The 22,640-nt window shown below is 41.6% G+C and carries 20 protein-coding genes; all 20 read left to right on the top strand.

Annotation, left to right across the window (positions count from 1 at the left end):
* Nucleotides 1–9: 9 nt before the first annotated feature.
* The 20 genes from HUX68_RS10515 to HUX68_RS10420 all read left to right on the top strand — a co-directional run bounded on the left by HUX68_RS10515 (nt 10) and on the right by HUX68_RS10420 (nt 22,639).
* On the top strand, nt 10–750 hold the full coding sequence (locus HUX68_RS10515) for an ABC transporter ATP-binding protein (protein WP_174614783.1): 741 nt from the start codon (nt 10–12) through the stop codon (nt 748–750).
* Between the two features lie 25 nt (nt 751–775).
* A complete protein-coding gene (locus tag HUX68_RS10510) occupies nt 776–2,620 on the top strand; it encodes a DUF4422 domain-containing protein (protein WP_174614782.1) in 1,845 nt (614 codons plus the stop codon).
* 15 nt (nt 2,621–2,635) lie between these two features.
* Nucleotides 2,636–3,643: a hypothetical protein gene (locus HUX68_RS10505; RefSeq protein WP_174614781.1), complete on the top strand. Its 1,008-nt coding sequence runs from the start codon at nt 2,636–2,638 to the stop codon at nt 3,641–3,643.
* A 24-nt stretch (nt 3,644–3,667) separates the two neighbouring features.
* Nucleotides 3,668–4,678, top strand: coding sequence for a hypothetical protein (locus HUX68_RS10500; protein WP_174614780.1), 1,011 nt, complete (start codon nt 3,668–3,670; stop codon nt 4,676–4,678).
* A gap of 260 nt (nt 4,679–4,938) precedes the next feature.
* On the top strand, nt 4,939–5,904 hold the full coding sequence (locus HUX68_RS10495) for a glycosyltransferase family 2 protein (protein WP_174614779.1): 966 nt from the start codon (nt 4,939–4,941) through the stop codon (nt 5,902–5,904).
* Between the two features lie 3 nt (nt 5,905–5,907).
* The gene (locus tag HUX68_RS10490; protein WP_174614778.1) at nt 5,908–6,789 is read left to right on the top strand and encodes a glycosyltransferase family 2 protein; all 882 of its coding nucleotides are present in this window, start codon (nt 5,908–5,910) and stop codon (nt 6,787–6,789) included.
* 2 nt (nt 6,790–6,791) lie between these two features.
* A complete protein-coding gene (glf, locus tag HUX68_RS10485) occupies nt 6,792–7,892 on the top strand; it encodes a UDP-galactopyranose mutase (protein ID WP_174614777.1) in 1,101 nt (366 codons plus the stop codon).
* Between the two features lie 35 nt (nt 7,893–7,927).
* Entirely contained in the window at nt 7,928–9,313 is a 1,386-nt protein-coding gene (locus HUX68_RS10480; protein ID WP_174614776.1) for an undecaprenyl-phosphate glucose phosphotransferase, read from the top strand.
* 533 nt (nt 9,314–9,846) lie between these two features.
* Entirely contained in the window at nt 9,847–10,728 is an 882-nt protein-coding gene (gene galU, locus HUX68_RS10475) for a UTP--glucose-1-phosphate uridylyltransferase GalU (RefSeq protein ID WP_174614775.1), read from the top strand.
* Between the two features lie 305 nt (nt 10,729–11,033).
* Nucleotides 11,034–11,993, top strand: a complete 960-nt coding sequence (locus HUX68_RS10470) for an LCP family glycopolymer transferase (RefSeq protein WP_246206660.1) — start codon at nt 11,034–11,036, stop codon at nt 11,991–11,993.
* Nucleotides 11,994–12,147: 154 nt separating this feature from the next.
* On the top strand, nt 12,148–12,915 hold the full coding sequence (locus HUX68_RS10465) for a YveK family protein (RefSeq protein WP_174614774.1): 768 nt from the start codon (nt 12,148–12,150) through the stop codon (nt 12,913–12,915).
* Complete coding sequence (locus HUX68_RS10460) at nt 12,890–13,588, top strand: CpsD/CapB family tyrosine-protein kinase (protein WP_174614773.1); 699 nt, start codon at nt 12,890–12,892, stop codon at nt 13,586–13,588. Before HUX68_RS10465 ends, HUX68_RS10460 begins: the two co-directional genes overlap by 26 nt.
* A 148-nt stretch (nt 13,589–13,736) precedes the next feature.
* On the top strand, nt 13,737–14,255 hold the full coding sequence (locus tag HUX68_RS10455; protein WP_174614772.1) for a CpsB/CapC family capsule biosynthesis tyrosine phosphatase: 519 nt from the start codon (nt 13,737–13,739) through the stop codon (nt 14,253–14,255).
* Nucleotides 14,256–14,658: 403 nt separating this feature from the next.
* Nucleotides 14,659–15,423, top strand: coding sequence for a tyrosine-protein phosphatase (locus tag HUX68_RS10450; protein ID WP_174614771.1), 765 nt, complete (start codon nt 14,659–14,661; stop codon nt 15,421–15,423).
* A 224-nt stretch (nt 15,424–15,647) separates the two neighbouring features.
* On the top strand, nt 15,648–17,477 hold the full coding sequence (locus HUX68_RS10445) for a polysaccharide biosynthesis protein (RefSeq protein WP_174614770.1): 1,830 nt from the start codon (nt 15,648–15,650) through the stop codon (nt 17,475–17,477).
* Nucleotides 17,478–17,777: 300 nt separating this feature from the next.
* The gene (locus tag HUX68_RS10440; protein WP_174614769.1) at nt 17,778–18,413 is read left to right on the top strand and encodes a sugar transferase; all 636 of its coding nucleotides are present in this window, start codon (nt 17,778–17,780) and stop codon (nt 18,411–18,413) included.
* Entirely contained in the window at nt 18,410–19,273 is an 864-nt protein-coding gene (locus tag HUX68_RS10435; protein ID WP_174614768.1) for an NAD-dependent epimerase/dehydratase family protein, read from the top strand. Before HUX68_RS10440 ends, HUX68_RS10435 begins: the two co-directional genes overlap by 4 nt.
* A gap of 12 nt (nt 19,274–19,285) precedes the next feature.
* Nucleotides 19,286–20,497: a glycosyltransferase family 4 protein gene (locus HUX68_RS10430; protein WP_174614767.1), complete on the top strand. Its 1,212-nt coding sequence runs from the start codon at nt 19,286–19,288 to the stop codon at nt 20,495–20,497.
* 13 nt (nt 20,498–20,510) lie between these two features.
* On the top strand, nt 20,511–21,527 hold the full coding sequence (locus HUX68_RS10425) for a polysaccharide biosynthesis protein (RefSeq protein WP_174614766.1): 1,017 nt from the start codon (nt 20,511–20,513) through the stop codon (nt 21,525–21,527).
* A 2-nt stretch (nt 21,528–21,529) separates the two neighbouring features.
* Nucleotides 21,530–22,639, top strand: coding sequence for a capsular polysaccharide biosynthesis protein CapF (locus tag HUX68_RS10420; protein ID WP_174614765.1), 1,110 nt, complete (start codon nt 21,530–21,532; stop codon nt 22,637–22,639).
* Nucleotide 22,640: the final 1 nt, after the last annotated feature.

The raw sequence follows: 22,640 nt of genomic DNA, 5'->3' as shown, positions 1-22,640 counted from the left end.
GGAAAAATAATGGAAAATAGTATTGTGGCACAAAATGTAACGATGCGATATATGCTTTCTACTGAAAAAGTCGAGAGTGTGAAAGAATATATGGTAAGAAAATTTAAAGGAAAGATGAAGTACAATCAATTCACCGCTTTGAATGATGTGAGTTTCACGATTGAAGATGGCGACAGGGTCGGGGTGATCGGCCATAATGGCGCCGGCAAAAGTACTTTGTTGAAAATCGTGTCGGGAGTAATCCGGCCGTCAGAGGGCAAGGTTAAAGTAAACGGCAATATTGCCCCGCTGCTCGAACTCGGTGCAGGTTTCGATCCGGATTTTACCGGTGCCGAGAACATTTACCTGAATGGCGCATTGCTGGGCAAGTCAAAAGAATTCCTGGAAGCGCGTTATCAGGAAATTGTTGATTACTCGGAACTTGGCGATTTCATCGATGTTCCTGTTAAAAATTATTCAACAGGCATGCGGGCGAAGCTGGGTTTTTCCATCGCAACACAGATTGATCCCGATATTTTGATAGTTGATGAAGTGCTGTCAGTCGGGGATCAGAAGTTCAAGAAAAAAAGTTTTCAAACGATGCGGGAGCTTATGGCAAGCGGCAAAACCGTCATCATGGTTTCCCATAATTTAAATCAGATTCAAAATATGATGAGTAAGGTCATTTGGCTGGAAAAAGGCAAGGTGAAGGAGTTCGGCGATGCTAAAACGGTCGTCGACAAATACAAGGCATCCGTGGACAACGCATAAGAAAAAAGCTTCAAGGAGTGAGGGTATGAGCACGAATGTTTATGTCGCACATCATAAAGAAGGATATTTCCTGCAGACTGATGAAATTACACCAATTCATGTCGGCAAGGGAAAAGGGAATAAAGACCTTGGCATTACAGGTGACGATACCGGCGACAATATTTCCGCAAAGAACGACAACTATTGTGAAATGACGGCACTGTACTGGATTTGGAAAAATGGTCAGCATGCCGATAGCACCGGGTTGATGCATTACAGACGTTTTTTTGACTTTGCCGACAAATACAACGACCATCCGCAAACCGAGGTGTTTTTGGATGGGCAGGTGTTTGATTTTGAAAAATACGGTGAAGAGACTTCTGAAAAGATTGAGGCCCTGATGGACGAATATGATATTATCCTGCCTGAACCGCATACGATGCCGTTTTCGGTTGAATCCAATTACAAGGATGTCCATCACTCGGAAGATTTAGATATTTTACGCCAAATCATCAACGAAAAGCATCCGTCATACATCGATGCTTTTGATACGTGTATGAAGCGGGAATCGTTTTACCTGTTCAATATGTTTGTCGCTAAACAGCACATCTTTGAACAATATGCGGAATGGGTATTTGACGTTTTGTTCGAACTGGAAGACCGGATCGATATCCGCTATTACAACGTATATCAGGCACGGATATTCGGATTTCTGACCGAGCGGCTGCTTGGTGTATTTATGGAAAAATATTTGCAGGATCATCCGGAAACGAACGTGAAGCACCTGAAAGTGTTAAATCTGGCCGGGGCCGTAACGCTGCCTTTTCCAGACATCGACTTAAGTGATGTAAAAGATGATGATATCAATATTGTCGTCAGTTCGGACAAAAATTATGTGCCGCACTTGAGCGCACTGTTTGCTTCGATTGAGGAGAATGCCAGTCCGGATCATCGCTATAACATTTTCATCCTGTCATCCAACATTGATGTGAACAGCCTGAACAATGTACGGCAGATTTTAACCGGCGGCAATAAAAATATACAGATGCATGTCATTCCGGTGGATAATTTCTTTGATACAGGATTCCGAAGCAACCAAACATTACCGTCGTCGGCAACGTACAATCGCTTCGTTATTTTCTATCTGCTGAAGGATTTGAAGCGGATATTATATTTGGATTCAGATATGGTTGTATTGGACGACCTTGTCGACTTATTCCATACGGACATGGGTGAGTATCCGCTCGCTGCCGTGCCGGACTATATTATGACAAGATGTTTGAATATTAAGGTGAATCTGCCGGACGGTTATCCGGATTTGTATACGTATTTAAAGACGAGCCTGCAGATGGATAAAGATGATATCGCAAAATACTTCAATGCAGGGCTGATGCTGATTAACTTTGAAAACATGAATCCGGAAATGGTCGGTAGTGAATTGATGGAAGAGACGGAAGGGAAAAAATACTACTTCCAGGATCAGGATATTTTGAATAAATATTTCCGGAAAAATTTCATGCTGCTGCCGTCGGAATACAATGTCTTCAACAGCTCAGACCAGGAGTTTGCTAATATTCCGTGGACAAGCATGAAAAAGGTCCAGCAGGCGAAACAAAACCCGAAAATCATTCACTTTGCCGCATCACATAACAAACCATGGAAGCATGTTGGTGTCCCGTTCGATTATTATTACTGGCGTTATCTCAGGAAAACGCCATATTACGAGCGTGTCATGTTAAGCATGAAAAAGCAGGAACGGTCGATGGTCGATGCGCTTGAAGAAACCCTGACATCAAAGCGAATGCTGAATGCCGTAAAACGGACAGCCAAGAACAAACTGCGGAACACCGTTGTACACCGTGTCTACCATAAGGTGAAAACGAGAGGATAGTCAGGGGGAGTATCAGTGAAAGCGATTCTGCACATCGGTACGGAAAAAACGGGAACGACCACCATTCAAAATGGGTTAAGGCTGAATAAAGAGAAACTGTATAAAAAAGGATATTTCGTCCCTGAAAGTTTAAGCGGCAAGCTCGGTATCTGTAATCATGTCAAGCTGGCATGCTACGCGATGAATGACCGGAAAATGAATAATCTCAGAAAGCTGGAAGGAATCAACCAGCCGAAACAGCTGGCGAATTACCGTCAGAAGGTGCTGGATCATTTTCAGGAGGAATTAGACGGGACGAATGCATCAACAGTGGTCATGTCCAATGAGCATTGTTCGTCACGGCTGATTCAGGAAAAAGAAATACGCCGCCTGAAGGAGTTTTTGGATCGCTTTTTTGAGGAAGTCAAGATCATTGTCTACTTCAGGAGACAGGAAGAACTGCTGATCAGCGGCTATTCAACCGGCATATCCACCGGTTCCGAGCAGAAGCTGATGTCCCCGGAGCAATATTCACAGGAAGTGAACCGGTATGACTACTATCAGATGCTGGAAAAGTGGTCAACTGTCTTCGGGAAGGAAAATATCGATGTCAATGTGTATGAAGGAAATGATGTATTTGCTGATTTCATGAGCAATTTTTCCATTAAACGTGTCAAAAAACCGAAGAAAAAATATAACACATCGCTAAATTTACCGAAGCTGGAATTTTTGCGGCGGATGAATAAATATGTGCCAAGGATTACCGGCAATACAATCAATCCCCGCTGGCATGCCATTGTCCGGGCGCTGGAAGAAATCGAATATCCAGGGCCGAGTGTGAAGGAATTACTGACCGAAGACTATGTCGGCATTTATGACGAGTCCAACCGCAAAGTAGCCGAAGAATATTTGGGCCGGAACGATGGCCGGTTGTTTGAAGAACTGAACAATGTCAATACTCGTAATAAACAGGACTTCGAGCTTTCCGATGAGGAATTTTTGAACATGCTCACACAAATCTACTGGAAGATGGATCGCAACTAATTTGTAATACCAGGAGTGTAACCGATGAAAAAAACACTGTACATCCATATTGGAAGTGCAAAAACGGCAACATCATCGATTCAGGAGTCGTTTTACCAAAACAAGGACTACCTGAAGGAAAGAGGACTTCTGTACCCGGCAAGCCCTACTTTCCCCAAGATGACAGCACAGCACGACATCTCGTTCTCCGCGGTTGGAAAAGTATGCGGCTGGCTGAACAAGAAGGAGATACATTCATCAAAAGAACCAACGGAGAAACTGCTGAACCGGATGGAAAAAACCGACTGTGACAAGATACTGATTTCATCAGAGACGTTCTTTGATGTTTATAAGACAGTCGATGAGTTGAAATTGTTAAAAGATGCCTTCGCTGACTATGATGTGAAAATCGTTATTTATCTGCGCAGGTATGATGATTATTTCATTTCCATGGCCGAACATAATGAACGGGTTGCCAGTCCGCATGCACCGGCACGAATCAATGTGCCGCAGATTATAAAAAGGCTGCACCCGTATGGTCCGAGGCTTGATAAATGGGCGCTTGTCTTCGGTGTTCAAAATATGATTGTCCGCCCGTTCAACCCGGAAGTGTTTGAAAACGGCAATATCGTTGATGATCTGTTGCATGTGGTGGGCATCGAGCGTACGGAGGAGTACAAGGACACGTCCACTGTGAATGAATCGTTAAGTTTTCAGCGGTATGAACTGTTAAGGAGAATGCGGGCGAGGCTGGATAATAACGAAAAACGGAATTATGACCAGACGGCCAGGCACAAGGTGATTGAATCACTGCCGGATGACATGCTGAACAAGGGGAAGGGCAAGGATATCCTCAATTATGACCAGCGCCGGCAGGTTTTGGAACACTTCGCGGAAGATCATGACTATATCAAAGGGAAGTACTGGAATAGTGACCGAGAGTTTTTTGCCGAGCTGGATGAGAATGCTTATAACAACGAGGATGTCAAACTGGATCAGACCGACCTTCTCGAGTTGATAGATTATCTTTGTAGTGAAGTTCAGAAGAAGAAGTAGAGACTTGGCGGGTGCGTCTAACTCGCTTCGGAAATATACTCCGCTTTCCGCGGGCGGCTGATGAGCCTCTTCGTGCTGGCGCACTTCGAGTCTCACCTAGGCCTCTGCTCCCGCAGGAGTCTCCGTATATTTCCTACGCTGGGGTAGTGAGCTACTTGTCTGCACAAATTGGGAGGTTTAGTTTTGTCACAGCCTACTTCTAAGAAATTTGCAACACTTAAATATAAACAAAATCTAAACCCCGGTAAAGGTTGTTACCAATGAAAAAAGTTGCTGTTCATATTGTTACATTTAATAGTGAAGATGATATCAGGGCGTGTTTGGAGGCGGTGTTGGAGCAGTCTTATCCGGTTCACTCCATCATGGTGGTGGACAATGATTCACACGATCAGACATGCCAGGTGGTCAAATCATTCGGTGGTAAGGTGGCCTTAGTCGAAAACAAAGCCAATACCGGGTTTACCGGCGGGCACAACCTTGCTATCCGCATGAACCCTGATGTTGATTATGTGCTGGTGCTGAACCCGGATGTCACACTGCATCCGGACTACATCAAAGCAATTGTCGCAGAAATGGAGCAGGACCTGTCCATCGGGATGGCAACCGGGAAACTGTACAGGGACAGCGAAGCCAAAATACTTGATACGACCGGGATCAACATCAAAAAGAACTTCCGAGCGTATGACCGGGGCTCCGGTGAATCGGATGCCGGGCAGTATGACAGCAGCACATCGATTTTTGGCGTGTCCGGTGCGGCGGCGGTTTACCGCAAAGAAATGATGGACGCGGTCAGCATCGGCAATGAATTTTATGATGACCATTTTTTCGCGTACAAAGAAGATATCGATGTGAGCTGGCGGGCGAACATTACGGGATGGAAAGCAGTTTTCGTGCCGGATGCGACCGCAACACATGAACGAGGATGGGCGGTCAGTAAGAGCCGGGCGGATATCTCGCTTAAAATACGCAAGCACTCATATATCAATCGGTACTATTTCATGGTCAAAAACTGTCCGCGGTCGACGTTTATCCGGTATTTGCCCTGGCTCCTTGTCTTTGAGTTGTCACAGAACATTTACATAATCTTAAAAGAGCCGAAAACCCTTGCCATGTGGCGGGATTTCGGCAGCAATCTGAAGCAGATGCGGACTGCCCGGCGTCATATCCAGAAAAGAAGGTCGGTTTCCGCTGAAAAAATCCGAACATACTTTAAAGGGATTTGGTAGCACATGAAGGATATCAGTATCATTCTCGTCAATTACAATACGAAACTCATTACGGCGGATGCGATTCATTCGATCCGGAAGTCAGCGACCAGTTATTCGTATGAAATCATTCTGGTCGACAATGCATCATCAGACGGGTCCGTTCCATATCTCGATCAAACGTTTGATGAAGTAAAGATTATCCCGAATGATCGAAATCTCGGCTTTGCCAAGGCGAACAACCAGGGCATCCGGGAAGCAGAGGGACGATATATCCTGCTGCTGAATTCCGATACACTCATCCGGGAAGATACGCTGGATGTGATGACGGCCTACATGGATCAGCGTCCTGACATTGGCGCATCCGGCTGCAGGGTCGTTCTAAGCGACGGACAGCTTGATAAAGCATGCAAGCGGGGCTTTCCAACACCATCAGCGTCATTCTTTTATATGACCGGATTGAGCAAAATTTTTCCGAACAGCAGAAAAATAAACCATTACCATATGGGTTATATAGATGAATTTGAGGAAGCACCTGTCGACTGCCTGGTTGGCGCGTTTATGATGGTGCGTAAGGAAACCATTGATCAGGTTGGCCTGCTCGATGAAACGTTCTTCATGTATGGAGAGGATATTGACTGGTGCTACCGGATAAAAGAGGCCGGATGGAAGATTACCTATAATCCGCAAACAACGATTATCCATCTGAAAGGTGCCAGCGACAAGCAGAAGTCGAACAAAGTATTGTACGAATTCCACCGGGCCATGGTTATTTTTTACAAAAAACACATGCTGAACAAGTATTCGAAACCGGTGAATATCGCAGTATACGCATCAATCCTGGCAAAATTTATACTAGCCTATTTGTCCAATTTACGAAAACGGAAAAAAGGGGAGGCTGCTTAACCATGTATGACTATTTAATTGTCGGATCCGGACTGTTTGGTTCCACATTCGCCTATGAGGCACATAAACGGGGGAAAAAGTGCCTTGTCATCGATAAGCGCGATCATCAGGGCGGAAATGTCTATTGTGAAGATGTCGAAGGGGTCAACGTCCATAAATACGGCGCCCATATTTTCCATACGAACAATAAGGAAATCTGGGAATATGTGAATCAGTTTGTGGAATTCAACCGGTACACCAATTCACCAATTGCTAACTACCAGGGTGAAATATACAACATGCCGTTCAACATGAACACGTTCAACAAACTGTGGGGTGTTGTCACACCGGATGAAGCGGCAGCAAAAATTGAAGAACAGAAGCAGACTGCCGGCATCGATAAGCCGAAAAACCTGGAAGAACAGGCGATTTCACTGGTTGGCAGCGATATCTATGAGAAGCTGATCAAAGGCTATACTGAAAAACAATGGGGCCGGTCTTGCACCGATTTGCCGGCGTTCATTATTAAGCGGCTTCCGGTACGGTTTACGTATGACAACAACTACTTCAATGACCGCTATCAGGGAATCCCGATCGGCGGCTACAATAAAATTATTGAAAAAATGCTGGGAAACACCGAAGTACAGCTGAATACGGATTTCTTTGCAAACCGTGAAGAACTCATAAAGAAGGCGGACAAGGTCGTCTTCACCGGCATGATTGATCAGTATTTCAATTATGAACATGGTGTGCTCGAATACCGCAGTCTGGACTTTGAACATGAAATTCACGATTTGCCGAACTATCAGGGCAACGCCGTTGTCAATTATACGGACCGCGAAACACCGTACACCCGAATGATCGAGCATAAACATTTCGAGTTCGGCAAACAGGATAAAACCGTTGTGACAAAAGAGTATCCAAAAGAATGGCAGCATGGTGATGAACCGTACTATCCGGTCAATGACGAACGGAACAATGATCTGTACAAAAAATATAAGGGACTCGCTGATCAGCAGGAGAATGTCATTTTCGGCGGACGCCTTGGAACCTATAAATACTATGATATGCATCAGGTTATCGGAGCAGCATTGCAGACAGTGAAAAAAGAATTGGACAGCTGACGCCGGAACACTAAATATAATCGGGAGCAAAGAAAATGATTAGAGGAAGAGAAAAATTCCTGGCAAATTTATACATGATCGTGGATTTTCTGGTCATCCACCTGGCATTTCTGACAGCCTGGTTCATTCGCTTTGTCATCATTTACAGCGGTGACGCCGGGTTTCTGCCATTCTCGGTATATGCCTTCTGGAGTTCTATGTACAGTATCGTTTTTATTTTGATGGGGATGATGTTTTCGTTATACGTTCCCAAGCGGAAAAAGCGATTCCTGTTTGAAGTGGCCAAAGTGATCCAGCTGCATGTGCTGAGTGCATTTTTCTTCCTGAGTATTTTGTTTTTATTTAAAACAGTCGACTTTTCACGGATTTACCTGTTCCTGTTTTTCCTGTTCGCCCTCGGATTCACCCTGACATACCGGCTGATCGTAAAAGTAACGATGAACCGGATGCGGAATAAAGGGTACAACAAACAGTTTGCACTGGTTCTGGGCGATGGGATGCAAGGGAAGGCATATTGTCAAAAACTACGGGAGCACCCGGAATATGGTGTGGAAATTATCGGCTATTTAATCGATCAGCCGGCTCCCGGAGACAAGGAAAAAGTGATTGGAAAAATTCATGACCTTGACAGGGTACTGGAAGAAAAAATTGTCGATGAGGTTGTGATTGCGCTGCCGCAAATACGGCATGACAATCTGAGGTACATCATTTCGGTTTGTGAGAAAAAAGGGGTGCGCACCACCATTATTCCGGATTATTATAACTTTCTGCCGGCCAAGCCGTATATCGACAGTATTGAGGGAATCCCGATTATAAACGTTCGTGATGTACCGCTGCATGAGGTGAAAAACGTCATTTCCAAACGGGCGTTTGATATGATCTTCTCCCTGTTTGCGTTAATCATCACAATGCCGGTTATGCTGATCATTGCCACTGGAATTAAGATGACATCACGAGGGCCGGTTATTTTTAAGCAGGAGCGCACCGGACAAGACGGTCAGCCGTTTATCATGTATAAGTTCAGGTCGATGAAAGTGAAGGAAGTCGATTCGGAAACAACGTGGACACCGAAAGATACGGATGCGAAGACAAAATTCGGGGATTTTTTACGAAAAACAAGCCTTGATGAGCTGCCGCAGTTCTATAACGTGCTGATCGGCAATATGAGTGTCATCGGGCCCCGGGCAGAGCGGCCATATTTCGTGGAGAAGTTTAAGGAGGAAATACCGAAATACATGGTCAAGCACCAGGTCCGGCCGGGGATTACCGGCTGGGCGCAGGTGAATGGGCTGCGCGGCGATACATCGATTCGCGACCGTATCAATCACGATATTTACTATATTGAAAACTGGAGCTTTTTGCTTGATTTGAAAATCGTGCTGCTGACGATTAAGGGGGGCCTGATAAACAACGGCGAGTGATGGTATAATCTGTTGAGTTTTGTGATACAGTCAGTTTACAATAACATTGAGATTGGGACTAAAGTATTACAGCGGGTATATAAACCCCGCTGCGGAAATATACTCCGCTTTCCGCGGGCGGCTGATGAGCCTCCTCCGCGCTATCGCGCTACGGAGTCTCACCTAGGCCTATGCTCCCGCAGGAGTCTCCGTATATTTCCTCCGCTAGGGTAGGGTATAGCCCATCTTCTGGCAGCGGGGTGGCAAACGTGCGAAGTCATCGCTAAAGCGTGCGAACTCCGGTCGAAACGTGCGAAGTCATCGCTAAAACGTGCGAACTCTGGCTGGAACGTGCGAACTCTGGCTGAAACATGCGAAGTCATCGCTAAAACGTGCGAACTCTGACTGAAACGTGCGAAGTTACCACAAAAACGTGCGAATACCGGTCGACCTGAGCGATGTCACCACGTTCCTAGATATATCCCAATCTCATTGTTCATATAAAATATACAACTACTAAATATAATTAACGATAATTTCAGGAGGGATCCACTATGAGTAAGGTGAAAAAGGCTATTATTCCTGCAGCGGGACTTGGGACAAGATTTCTTCCGGCAACAAAGGCGATGCCTAAGGAAATGCTGCCGATCGTGGACAAACCAACAATTCAATATATTGTAGAAGAAGCAATTGAATCCGGCATCGAGGATATTATCATCGTAACGGGTAAAGGTAAGCGTGCTATTGAGGATCATTTTGATATTAATTTCGAATTGGAAGACAACCTGATGAAAAAAGGCAAGTTTGAAATGCTTGAAAAGGTACAGAAAACGGCCAATGTCGAAATTCACTATATCCGTCAAAAAGAACCTAAAGGATTGGGACATGCGGTATGGAGCGCGCGCAAATTTATTGGCGATGAGCCATTTGCTGTGTTGCTCGGGGATGATATCGTGCAATCGGAAAAGCCTTGTCTGCAGCAGCTGATGGAACAATATGATGAAACAGGATCATCGGTTATCGGTGTTCAGAAAGTCGATCACGATCAGACACACCGCTATGGGATTATTGATCCGTCAACGATTGAAGGCCGCCGCTACCAGGTAAACAACTTTGTGGAGAAGCCTGAAAAAGGTACCGCACCATCCAACCTTGCCATTATGGGAAGATACATTCTCAATCCGGAAATTTTCACCTTCCTGGACAAGCAGGAGACCGGTGCGGGTGGAGAAATTCAATTGACCGACGCGATTCACAAGCTGAATGAGCTCCAGAATGTGTACGCATATGATTTTGAAGGCAGACGGTTTGATGTCGGGGAAAAACTTGGCTTTATTAAGACAACCATTGAAATGGCTGTTGAAAATGATGAAATAAAACATGAGCTGCAAGGATTTCTTGAAGAGCTTTTGGCAAAAGAGAAAGAATTATCGTAACCACCTGAAAAATATAGATTGTCTTGCTCCAATTTTTTGGAGCTTTATTTTTTCTGATTCATACCTGAACAGCGGAAATTTGTCAAGCTATTCAGAAACAATTATAATACTAATGATGGGACTTTTATCTGTGACTATAAATAAAGTTACGGATTTATCCCAGTTGCAAAATTTGTCGTACAGAAATGGAACAAAACGAACGAAAGTACTATATATAATCCGGGTTTTCCGGGTGCAGCAACAACTAAAACGGGTTTAACAGAGAGATAAGCGAATCCTGGGGAGAGGAAGCAGAGGTAATTACTATGAGTGATAATCGCAGGATGGATAAACACAGTAAGCCAAAACGAAAGCTCAAAAGATGGGTGAAAGTGGTTATAGCACTTGCCGCTCTATTATTTATCAGCACAACCGCCTATGCTGCTTCAGTGTACATGGATGCGAAGAGCACAATCAATAACCAAGTGTATCAGTCAGTAGACTCGATTGATGATAAGGTCGGCAGTGGTAAAATCAGTAGAGAGGAACCATTGAATATTCTCCTGCTCGGCGTGGATAAACGCCCGAATGACAGCGGACGTTCCGATGCCATGATGGTCCTATCGCTGCGTCCAGAGAAAAATGCGATGAAAATCGTCAGCATCCCGCGTGATTCACGTGTGGACATCGCCGGGGAAGACTACGGCTATGACAAAATCAATCATGCCTATGCATACGGCGGCGTTGATAAGTCTGTTGCAACGGTCGAGGACTTTTTGAACATTGAACTCGATTACTATGTTTCGATGAACATGCAAGGACTGTCTGACATGGTGGATGCGATTGGCGGAATTACCGTTAACAACCCGATTGAATGGCATGATGCGGGCTATTATAAAAAAGGCTATCATTATGAAAAGGGTAAAATTCACCTGAATGGCCCGAAAACAATGGGCTATGTTCGCATGCGCTATCAGGATCCAAGAGGTGATCTTGGCCGAACATTACGTGAACGTCAGGTAATCCAGGCTGTTATCGACAAAGGCGCCAGTTTCAATTCAGTCGGTAAAATCGGCGACATGCTGGACGTTCTTGGTAATAATATGTCTACCAACCTTGATTTTGAAGATATGAAAGGTCTGTTCCTGAACTACCGCAATGTCCGCAAAAATATGGAAAGTTATCAGATCAAAGGCGAAGGAACCAGAATTGACGGTACGTTCTACTTCCAGGTACCGGAAGAGGAAGTGCAGAAAGTGCATGATATGCTGTCGAAAGACGAATAGGAAAAAATGCTTAAAGAGCCGCACGATCAGAAGTGTGCGGCTCTTTCATTACTAAAAAACTATACAGCTGCCCGACATTATATGATATAATTCTCGTTGTATGTTAGATTGCAATTATACTATAGCAGTAGTTTAGAAAAACGGGGGTACTCAAATGGAAGAAACCATCTCCCTCAAAGAGATCTTTGAGGTAATCAAGAAACGGATATTACTTATTATTACATTAATCGTCGCTGCTGCTTTAATCAGTGCGATTGTTACATTCTATGTCCTTACTCCGAATTACGAGGCAAGTTCGCAGTTTATTGTAAATCAGAGTCAGCAGAAACAGGATACACCATACAGTGTTACCGATATACAAACTAGTCAGCAGCTTATTAATACGTATAATATTATTATTAAAAGTCCGGCAATCCTGGAAGAGGTAGTAAATGAGTTAAACTTGGATATTTCGGCAGCTCAACTGCAGAACAAGTTGACTGTTTCCAGCGCTGAAAAATCACAAGTTGTAACGGTAAAGGTAACAGATCCTAACCCAAATCAGGCGCAAAAAATTGCCAACACAACCGTAAGTGTCTTCCAGAAAAAAATTCCCGACATTATGAACGTGAACAATGTCAGCATTCTATCGAAAGCGGATGTGGGTGAGAACCCTGCACCTATCAGTCCAAAACCGATGCTGAACATCGCCATTGCAATTGTGCTCGGCGGCATGATTGGAGTAGGTTTGGCATTTCTGCTTGCATACCTGGATAATACGATTAAGTCCGAGGAAGATATAGCCGATAAGCTGGATGTGCCAGTACTGGGTATTATTACGCACATCGACGATAAAGATATCCGTCCTGACAACTTTCAGGCGGCAGCATTAAGCAGGCGAAAGCGAGGTGGATTCAGTGGGTCGCAAAAAGAATCAATCTAAAAACAGTAAAATCCGGCACCTGATCACCAAACTTAACCCGAAATCACCAGTGTCAGAGCAGTTTAGGACAGTACGAACCAACATCCAATATGCATCGGTTGATAATGAACTGAAATCCATCGTCATAACATCATCGGCCCCTGAGGAGGGGAAATCATCCAGTGCAGCGAATCTGGCGGTAGTCTATGCACAGCAAGGCAAAAAGGTGCTCCTTGTCGATGCCGATATGCGTAAACCAACTGTACACTACACATTCCGGCTTGATAATCTGACAGGATTAAGCAATCTTCTGGTAGGTGAGGCGTCCATTCAACAGGCAACCAATGAAACCGATGTGGAAAACCTGGATGTCATTTCATGCGGACCGATTCCGCCAAACCCATCCGAACTGCTCGGGTCCAAGAAAATGGAACAATTTATTAATGAGGTAAGTACGGCCTATGATATTATCCTGTTTGACACTCCTCCAGTTCTAGCGGTGGCGGATGCGCAGATTCTCGCTAACCTGTCTGACGGGTCACTGCTTGTTGTTCGCAGCAAGCAAACAGAATACGAAACCGCACAAAAGGCAGTCGAGGTACTGGATTCAGCACAAGCAAAGCTGCTGGGATCCATTCTGAATGATGTCGAAAAGAAAAAAAACAATTACTATTATTATTACGGGGTAAACTAGTACCAGCGAATGTTAGTAAAATATTACCAAAACTTCCTTGCCATTAAGCAAGGAAGTTTGTTATGATATATTATAGGTATTATGTATCAGTATTTAAGTGCTATAATTTGTTTTAAATTGGAAATTGGCTAATGAAAGGGTGTTGAATATGAGTGAAGCAAATGTTGTACAGGGACAGGACACACTCCATGAATCGGCCGGACAAGGAATTCAAATCTATGAAGATATCGTACATGACTTAAAACGGGGGCATATCATACCACTGAAGAAAAATGCGGGGTATGTTCTGATAGAATTGCCATCCAACCACCTGCCGCCATACATAAGTACAGTGATCTATGATATGCAAATGGCCGGGTATACACCGATATTCTCCAACGTGGAACGCAACAAAGACATTATGGATAAACCGAATAATCTTTATCGCATGGTAAAGAGGGGAGCATTGGTACAAGTGAGTGCGGCTGGTGTGATCGGTAAGAACGGCAGGAAAGCAGAGAAACTCATTCAATTACTGCTTGGCGTGAATATGATTCATTTTATTGTATCGGATGTGCAGGATTCCAGAAAAGGTGAATTTCAGTTGCAAAAAGCATACAAACGGCTGGGAAACTATTATGAAAAATATTTTCGTGAAAACAGTAATTTACTGTTTAGCGGCGAATGAATTATTAAAAAAGAACCTGAACCTGTTATTAAAAGTAAAATTATGCGTTTTCTAAAAGGATTGTAAACTACCAATCGAAAATCCAACATCTATGGCTATGCAACTTATTATTCCGATGGTTCAAAAGTGATGGGGAATGATGTAAGTTCATGGTCATTTTTTTATGTTGGATATTGTAAATGATTTCTAACGCAACCCAAAATTACCGTTGTATGTAAACGTTTTGATATGTTTTAATAATATAGTTGTAACATAACTACCCATGCATTTGGTATGTAATAGTTATATTGCTGTTTTAGCGGATTTTTTCGATTTCTAATATAATCTGTAAAACATACCGGATTTTTGTTATACTAAATTATTAGCGTTTTTCTATAAATCTAATGATTTGGACGTGAACAGCATGATTGATATACATTGTCACATATTACCTGGGATTGATGACGGGGCAAAAACAATCGAGGATAGTCTGAAAATGGCAGAAAATGCAGCCGAACAAGGGATTAAAACGATTGTCGCAACCCCGCATCATCGAAATGGCAAATATGATAACTACAAACAAGGCATTATCAGTGGTACAAACGAATTGAACGAGCGCCTGAATCAGGAAGACATTCCATTGACGATCATCCCCGGACAGGAATCAAGGATTCATGGTGACATGATCGACGGACTTCATAAGGGTGAAGTTGCATCACTAAATGACACTAAATATGTATTTGTCGAATTTCCGTCCAATCAGGTTCCGCGCTATACGAAACAGTTGCTGTTTGACATGCAGGTGGCTGGTTACACACCAGTTATCGTCCACCCGGAGCGGAATTCAGTGATTATTGAGCATCCATCCATCCTGTTTGAGTTCGTACAAAAAGGGGCATTGACACAAGTAACTGCTGCATCTCTTGCAGGCAAGTTCAGCAAAAACATCCAGAAATTCTCCAATCAGCTTGTCGAAGCAAATTTAACCCATTTTCTTGCTTCAGATGCGCATAATACGACAACCCGCGGATTTATGCTCGAGGAAGGGTATCGGAAACTGCGTGAAAACCATGGTGATGAAGCATTTTATATGTTTCTCGAAAATGCACAACTGCTCATTGACGGGCAAAATGTGAACCGAATGGAACCGGAAATGATCAAGAAGAAAAAGTTCCTGGGATTATTTTGAAAGTGTCGGGTATGGAAGAAAAAATTTGTCTTTCCGGCGCTTTTTAACGTTATACAAGTTTTTGTACAACGTAAAATGACAAAAGTCACCAAAATAATTAAATATCTAGTATTATAGTATTGTAATGTTCGTATGGTTATATTTAACAAAATCTTAAACTTCACTCTATTAAAAAGATGCTATAATAAAATGTGTCGAAAAAAGTCAGGAAAGGGGTTGGTGGAATGAGCTATAAAACGAGAATGACCTTACTTGTAGTGATGGATTCATTGATTGTCAGTCTGGCGATTTTTGTCGCAGCTTGGGTTGTCTATCCATTCATGCCTGTTTTTGATACGCCGGAACTTGTTATCAGCTCGGTAGCCCTGCTTATTTTTCATCATTTATATGCAATGGTCTATAAACTTTATAACAAAGTTTGGGCTTACGCGAGTGTCGGTGAATTGGTTGCGATTGTCAAAGCAGTAACCCTATCCATTATTTCAGCAGGGGTTGTGCAGTATATCACGAATGATTACAGTGTCTTTAGCCGTGCGCTTGTTGTTACCTGGTTATTACATATTATTCTAATTGGTGGGTCACGTTTTGTTTGGCGTATTTACCGTGATCGCTACATCACGAATTCCAAAGGTAAGAAGCGTACATTAATTGTCGGGGCTGGATCAGCCGGATCGATGATTGTTCGTCAGTTGAAAAATAATTTCGATAATAGTGAACTTCTGCCTGTCGCATTTGTCGATGATGAATTGAGCAAACAGCGTATGCAAGTATACGGTATTCCCGTGCTCGGAAGGGCAATACACATCCCGGAAATTGTTGAAAAACAAAACATTGAACATATCGTCATTGCGATTCCTTCACTAGAAAATGGTGCATTAAATAAACTTGTCATGGAATGCAATAAAACGAAAGCTCAGGTACAGATGATTCCAAAAATAGAAGATCTGATGACCGGGAAAATTTCCGTCAGCCATCTAAAAAATGTTGAAGTAGAAGACTTGCTTGGGCGTGAACCGGTTGAATTGGACATCGATGCTATTTCAGATTATGTTACGAATAGTACGGTGATGGTCACAGGTGCAGGTGGTTCAATTGGATCGGAATTGTGCAGACAGCTAATGCGTTTCACCCCAGGAAAAATTGTATTGGTCGGACACGGCGAATTTAGCATTTATACAATTGAAATGGAATTACGTGAAAAATTCGGCCAAGCTGGTGTAGAAATTGTACCGGTTATCGGTGATGTACAGGATAGGGAGCGGGTGTTTGAGATAGTCGAACAGCATCAACCGGCAATTATTTATCACGCAGCTGCACATAAGCATGTACCATTGATGGAGTACAATCCGCATGAAGCTGTTAAGAATAATATCATAGGGACGAAAAATGTTGCTGAAGCAGCTGATACATTTGGAGTAGCAAAATTTGTCATGGTCTCGACCGACAAAGCGGTCAATCCTACGAATGTTATGGGCGCTACTAAACGTATTGCAGAGATGGTTGTGCAAGATATTTCACGCAGAAGTAATACGAATTTTGTCGCTGTCCGATTCGGAAATGTTCTTGGGAGTCGTGGAAGTGTGATACCGCGGTTTAAGAAGCAAATTGAAGCAGGTGGACCGGTTACGGTTACGGATCCTAAAATGACACGTTACTTTATGACGATTCCGGAAGCATCACGATTGGTTATTCAGGCTGGGACACTTGCGAAAGGTGGAGAAATTTTTGTGCTTGATATGGGTGAGCCGGTGAAAATTGTTGATTTAGCTCGGAATCTTATTAAACTATCAGGATACTCAGAAGATGAAATTAAGGTTGAATTCACTGGTATACGTCCTGGGGAAAAAATGTACGAGGAACTTCTTGGTGATGATGAGGTATTGCCTGGTGAAGTGTTTGAGAAGATTTATGTTGGGAGAACGGTTGAGGTTGACTTTCTTGTAGTGGATGAAGTAATTGATAGATTTGAAGGGTACTCTAGAGAAGACCTTAAGGATGAATTGATGAAGGTTGTTTATACGGAGAAGACGTTGTTAGCTGTGAAAGGATCTTAATAGTATGGGGTTAATAACTTGAGGATAATTAAAAAGCAATCATTCATGCAGTTGATCTTGGTACGCGCTTTTTACCGGTAAAAAAAGCAATGCTACCAATTGTAGGATAACCCTACTATTTAATTATTAATTGTGACGGGCAAACATAAACCTGCATCGATAATCATTTGATAATAATTTTGGGCCGGAAGACAATTTGATGAAAAAAGAGAAGTTCAACTTGCTGAAAAAAACTTATATGGCCAGTAGTTTTTTAAATTATTTTGTTCGAACCAATTAAGTATCAGGGAGCGTCGTAATATGTATTTAAAAATAAAACGTTTTATTGATATTATTCTGTCTTTATTTGGGTTGATTGTGTTATCACCTGTATTCTTGATTCTTGTGATTGGAATCAAACTTGATTCCAGAGGACCGGTGCTGTTCAAACAAAAAAGAATCGGAATCAATAAGACACATTTTAGACTTCTAAAATTCCGAACGATGCGAATTGATACACCAAAGGACACACCGACTCATTTATTAAGAGATCCCGAAATGTACATTACCAAGATGGGTAAATTTCTGAGAAAAACATCCCTTGATGAACTGCCACAAATTTTGAATATTATTTTCGGCAATATGAGCATTATTGGCCCTAGACCTGCGTTATGGAATCAATACGATTTAATTGCTGAAAGAGATAAATATAGCGTAAACGATATTCTCCCAGGTTTGACTGGTTGGGCACAAATAAAAGGACGTGATGAACTTCCAATTGATGTGAAAGCCAGCTTAGATGGTGAGTATGTTCAAAATATCAGTTTTAAACTTGATGTAAAGTGCTTTTTTGGTACATTTATTAGTGTGATCAAAAGTGACGGGGTCGTTGAAGGTGGAACGGGTTCAAAGGGAAAAAAGGAGACAGCAAGTGAGAAGGAGACTGTATCGAAGTGAAACGGTTATTAATTACAGGTGTAAATAGTTATGTCGGTAATAGTTTTGAAGCATGGCTGGCAAAAGGTCCTAACAATTATACAATTGATAAAATTAGTTTGAGAGATTATACATGGAAGGAAAAAGACTTTACAGAATACGATGCAGTTGTTCATGTCGCTGGCATTGCTCATGTTTCCAAGGACCCTAAGATGGAAGAAAAATATTATCAAGTAAATCGTAATCTGACGATTGCAGTGGCCAAAAAAGCTAAAGCAGAGGGTGTTGGACAATTTATATTTATGAGCAGTATTATCGTTTATGGCTCTGCTGGTGGAAATAATGGGGTTATTGGCAAAGCTACAATTCCAACGCCTCTTGACTTCTACGGAAAAAGTAAACTTCAAGCTGAAAAAGGCATTGAACCTTTAAATGATGATACGTTTAAAGTGACCATTCTTAGACCCCCGATGATTTATGGTAAGGGATCAAAAGGTAATTATCCGAAATTAGCAATGGCTGCCAAAAAACTTCCGGTTTTTCCTGATTATGAGAATCAGCGGAGTATGCTGCACATCGACAACCTTTGTGAATTTTTGAGACTTATGGTTGATAATAAAGAGAGTGGTATGTTTTTTCCACAGAACTTGGAATATGTAAAAACAAGTGAAATGGTTAAAACGATATCGGAAGTGCATGGGAAAAATATGAAACTGGTTAAACTGTTTAATCCGATTTTGGATTTGATACGCCAACGGTTCGGAATTATTAATAAGGTATTTGGGAATTTGGTTTATGATAAGAAATTAAGCTTTTATAAATCACATTATCAGGTTAGAGATTTAAAAGATTCGATTATATTAACTGAAACAAATAGATAGGTTGGTATTGAAATGGGCAAACATATTTTAGTCATCTCTCAATATTTTTACCCCGAACAATTTAGAATTAATGATATTTGCACTGAGTGGGTGAAAAAGGGGTACAAGGTGACAGTTTTAACTGGAATTCCTAATTATCCCCATGGTAAATTCTACAAAGGGTATGGATTACGTAAAAAAAGAAGAGAAAAAATTAATGGCATTGATATTTTGAGAATTCCTCTTATTCCTAGGGGTAATAATTCAATTATGTTAGCTTTAAATTACTTTTCCTTTGTGGTAACGGGTTTTTTTTGGCAACTGCTTAGTAAACTAAAAGCGGATTATGTTTTTATTTTTGAAGTTTCTCCTATGACTCAGGCATTGCCGGGAGTTTGGTATGCAAAAAAAAATAAAATACCTTGCTATTTATATGTGCAAGATTTATGGCCTGAAAATGTTGAGGTTGTAACAGGTATTAAGAATAATTATATTATAGGATCGATTGGTAAGATGGTTGATTATATTTATAAGAACTGTGACAAGATATTCACAACTTCTGAAAGCTTTGTTAAAGCTATTGTAAAGCGTGGGGTTAATGAGGCAAGAGTTGAAAATTGGCCGCAATATGCTGAGAGTTTCTACGAACCGATTAAGGAAGCTAATAAAACTGAGATTCCACATGATGGTCGTTTTAATATAGTGTTCACTGGAAATATTGGACAAGCACAGGGGCTAGATTTATTGCCGAGGGTTGCCAGTATTCTAAAATCTGAAGGGTACGGTAACATGATTTGTTTTAATATTATAGGCGATGGTAGGTTTAGGGAGACGCTTAAAGAGATTATATATCAAAACAAAGTGGATGACATGTTCAATTTTATAGATCGACAACCTCCGGAAGAAATACCATATTATATAAGTAGTTGTGATGCAGCTTTTTTAAGTTTTGCGAATAAAGAGCTTTTTAATATGACGATACCTGCTAAACTTCAATCTTACTTGGCATGTGGCATTCCAATAGTTGCTTCAGCGGGTGGCGAGAGTAAAAAGTTAATTAACACATCACAGGCAGGTTTTTGTACAGAAACTGGTAATGAGAATAAACTCGTAAACTCAATTGTAAAATTAATGCATCTGACTGAAAATGAAAGAAACCTGATGGGAGAAAGAGCCCGTTTGTATTACGAAGAAAATTTTGATAAAGACTATTTACTTAACAAAATGGACAAATTTTTTCAATAGATAGAGGGATAAAATGTTCAAGGATAAAACGTTACTCATAACCGGGGGTACCGGTTCATTTGGGAATGCAGTAATGAAAAGATTTTTAGATACGGATATAAAAGAGATTCGCATATTTTCACGTGATGAAAAGAAACAGGATGATATGCGTAAATTTTATAGAAATGAAAAACTTAAATTCTATCTTGGAGATGTACGTGATTTAAGTAGTGTTAAAGACGCGATGTATGATGTAGACTATGTGTTCCACGCCGCAGCACTTAAACAAGTCCCTTCCTGTGAGTTCTTCCCATTGGAAGCTGTAAAAACAAATGTAGAGGGAACTGACAATGTTCTGACCGGTGCAATTTCAAGAGGGGTCAAAAAAGTAATTTGCTTATCTACAGATAAAGCTGCCTATCCAATTAATGCAATGGGAATATCTAAAGCAATGATGGAAAAAGTCTTTGTTGCCAAGTCAAAAACAGTTGACCCGGATAGAACGTTAATTTGTGGCACTCGCTATGGAAATGTAATGGCGTCTAGGGGATCTGTCATTCCATTGTTTATCGAACAAATTAAAAGCGGGAAGCCATTGACAGTAACAGATCCTAATATGACAAGGTTTCTGATGAGCTTAGAGGATGCTGTAGAACTTGTGGTTTTTGCATTCCAAAATGCTGAAGCAGGTGATATTATGGTTCAAAAAGCACCTGCATCAACCATTGGTGATCTTGCACAGGCTGTTAAAGAACTTTTTAATGCAGAAAATGAAATACGCGTTATAGGAACCCGTCATGGTGAAAAGCTATATGAAACATTGCTTACTAAAGAGGAAAATGTAGCTGCTCATGATATGGACTATTTTTACCGGGTGCCAGCTGATAAAAGAGATTTAAACTATGATAAGTATTTTGTTGAAGGGGATGAAAATTTATCCTCAGATCAGGAATATAATTCACACAATACTAAGCGGTTAAATATCGAACAGATTAAGGACAAACTTTTAACACTAGATTTTGTTCAAGATGAACTGAAAGGTTGGAAGTAAGTATGAAAATACTAGTTACCGGGGCGAAGGGATTTATAGGAAAAAACCTTGTGGCCGAACTGAAGAATCGTTCTTATACCGATGTTTTTGAATATGGCAGAGAAACTAATGCTGATCTATTGAGTGAGTATTGTAAACATGCTGATTTTGTATACCATTTGGCAGGGGTTAATCGTCCAGAAAGCCAGAATGAATTTATGCAGGTGAATTATGGGTTCACGGAAACTCTGCTGGCCAATTTAAAAAAGCATCAAAATCATTGTCCTGTTATGATAGCTTCTTCGACCCAAGCGGAATCGGATAATCCGTATGGTAATAGTAAAAAAGCTGGAGAAGACCTGCTTTTTCAGTATAGTCAGGACACAGGAGCAAAAGTATTGATTTATCGTTTTCCAAATGCCTTTGGAAAATGGAGCAGACCAAACTATAATAGTGTAATAGCAACTTTCTGTCATAATATTGCTCATGATATGCCCATCACTGTAAACGATAGAAATGTTGAACTGGATTTAGTTTATATCGATGATATAGTAGAGGAACTGATTAATGCATTGAAAGGGAGTGAAACTAATACTGGAGAGTTCTGCCAGGTACCTGTAACTCATAAAATATCACTCGGGAAAATAGTTGATTTGATTTATTCCTTTAAAAAGAGTCGGGAAGAATGTTCTATACCTGATGTGTCAGATCCATTCACAAAAAAACTTTATAGCACCTATTTAAGTTTTCTACCAGAAGATCAATTCAGCTATGACTTAAAAATGAATGTAGACAATCGTGGTTCATTTACAGAAATCATAAAAACCGAAGATCGTGGGCAGGTTTCCGTCAATGTGTCTAAGGCTGGTATTACGAAAGGAAACCACTGGCATCACACGAAGAATGAAAAGTTTTTGGTTGTTAGCGGTCACGGGGTTATTCGTTTTCGAAAAGTTGACTCTGATGAGGTGATTGAATATTTTGTGAGTGGTGAAAAACTGGAAGTAGTGGATATACCAGTTGGCTACACACATAATATTGAAAATTTAGGTAAAACGGATATGGTGACTATTATGTGGGCAAATGAACTTTTTGATCCCGAAAACCCGGACACATATTATTTGGAGGTTTAGT

Origin of the sequence: Virgibacillus ihumii (assembly GCF_902726655.1) — a bacterium.
In the GTDB taxonomy this organism is placed as follows: domain Bacteria; phylum Bacillota; class Bacilli; order Bacillales; family Amphibacillaceae; genus Lentibacillus; species Lentibacillus ihumii.
The sequence above is the reverse complement of the archived record's forward strand: the minus strand, read 5'-3'. Positions and strand labels throughout refer to the sequence as shown.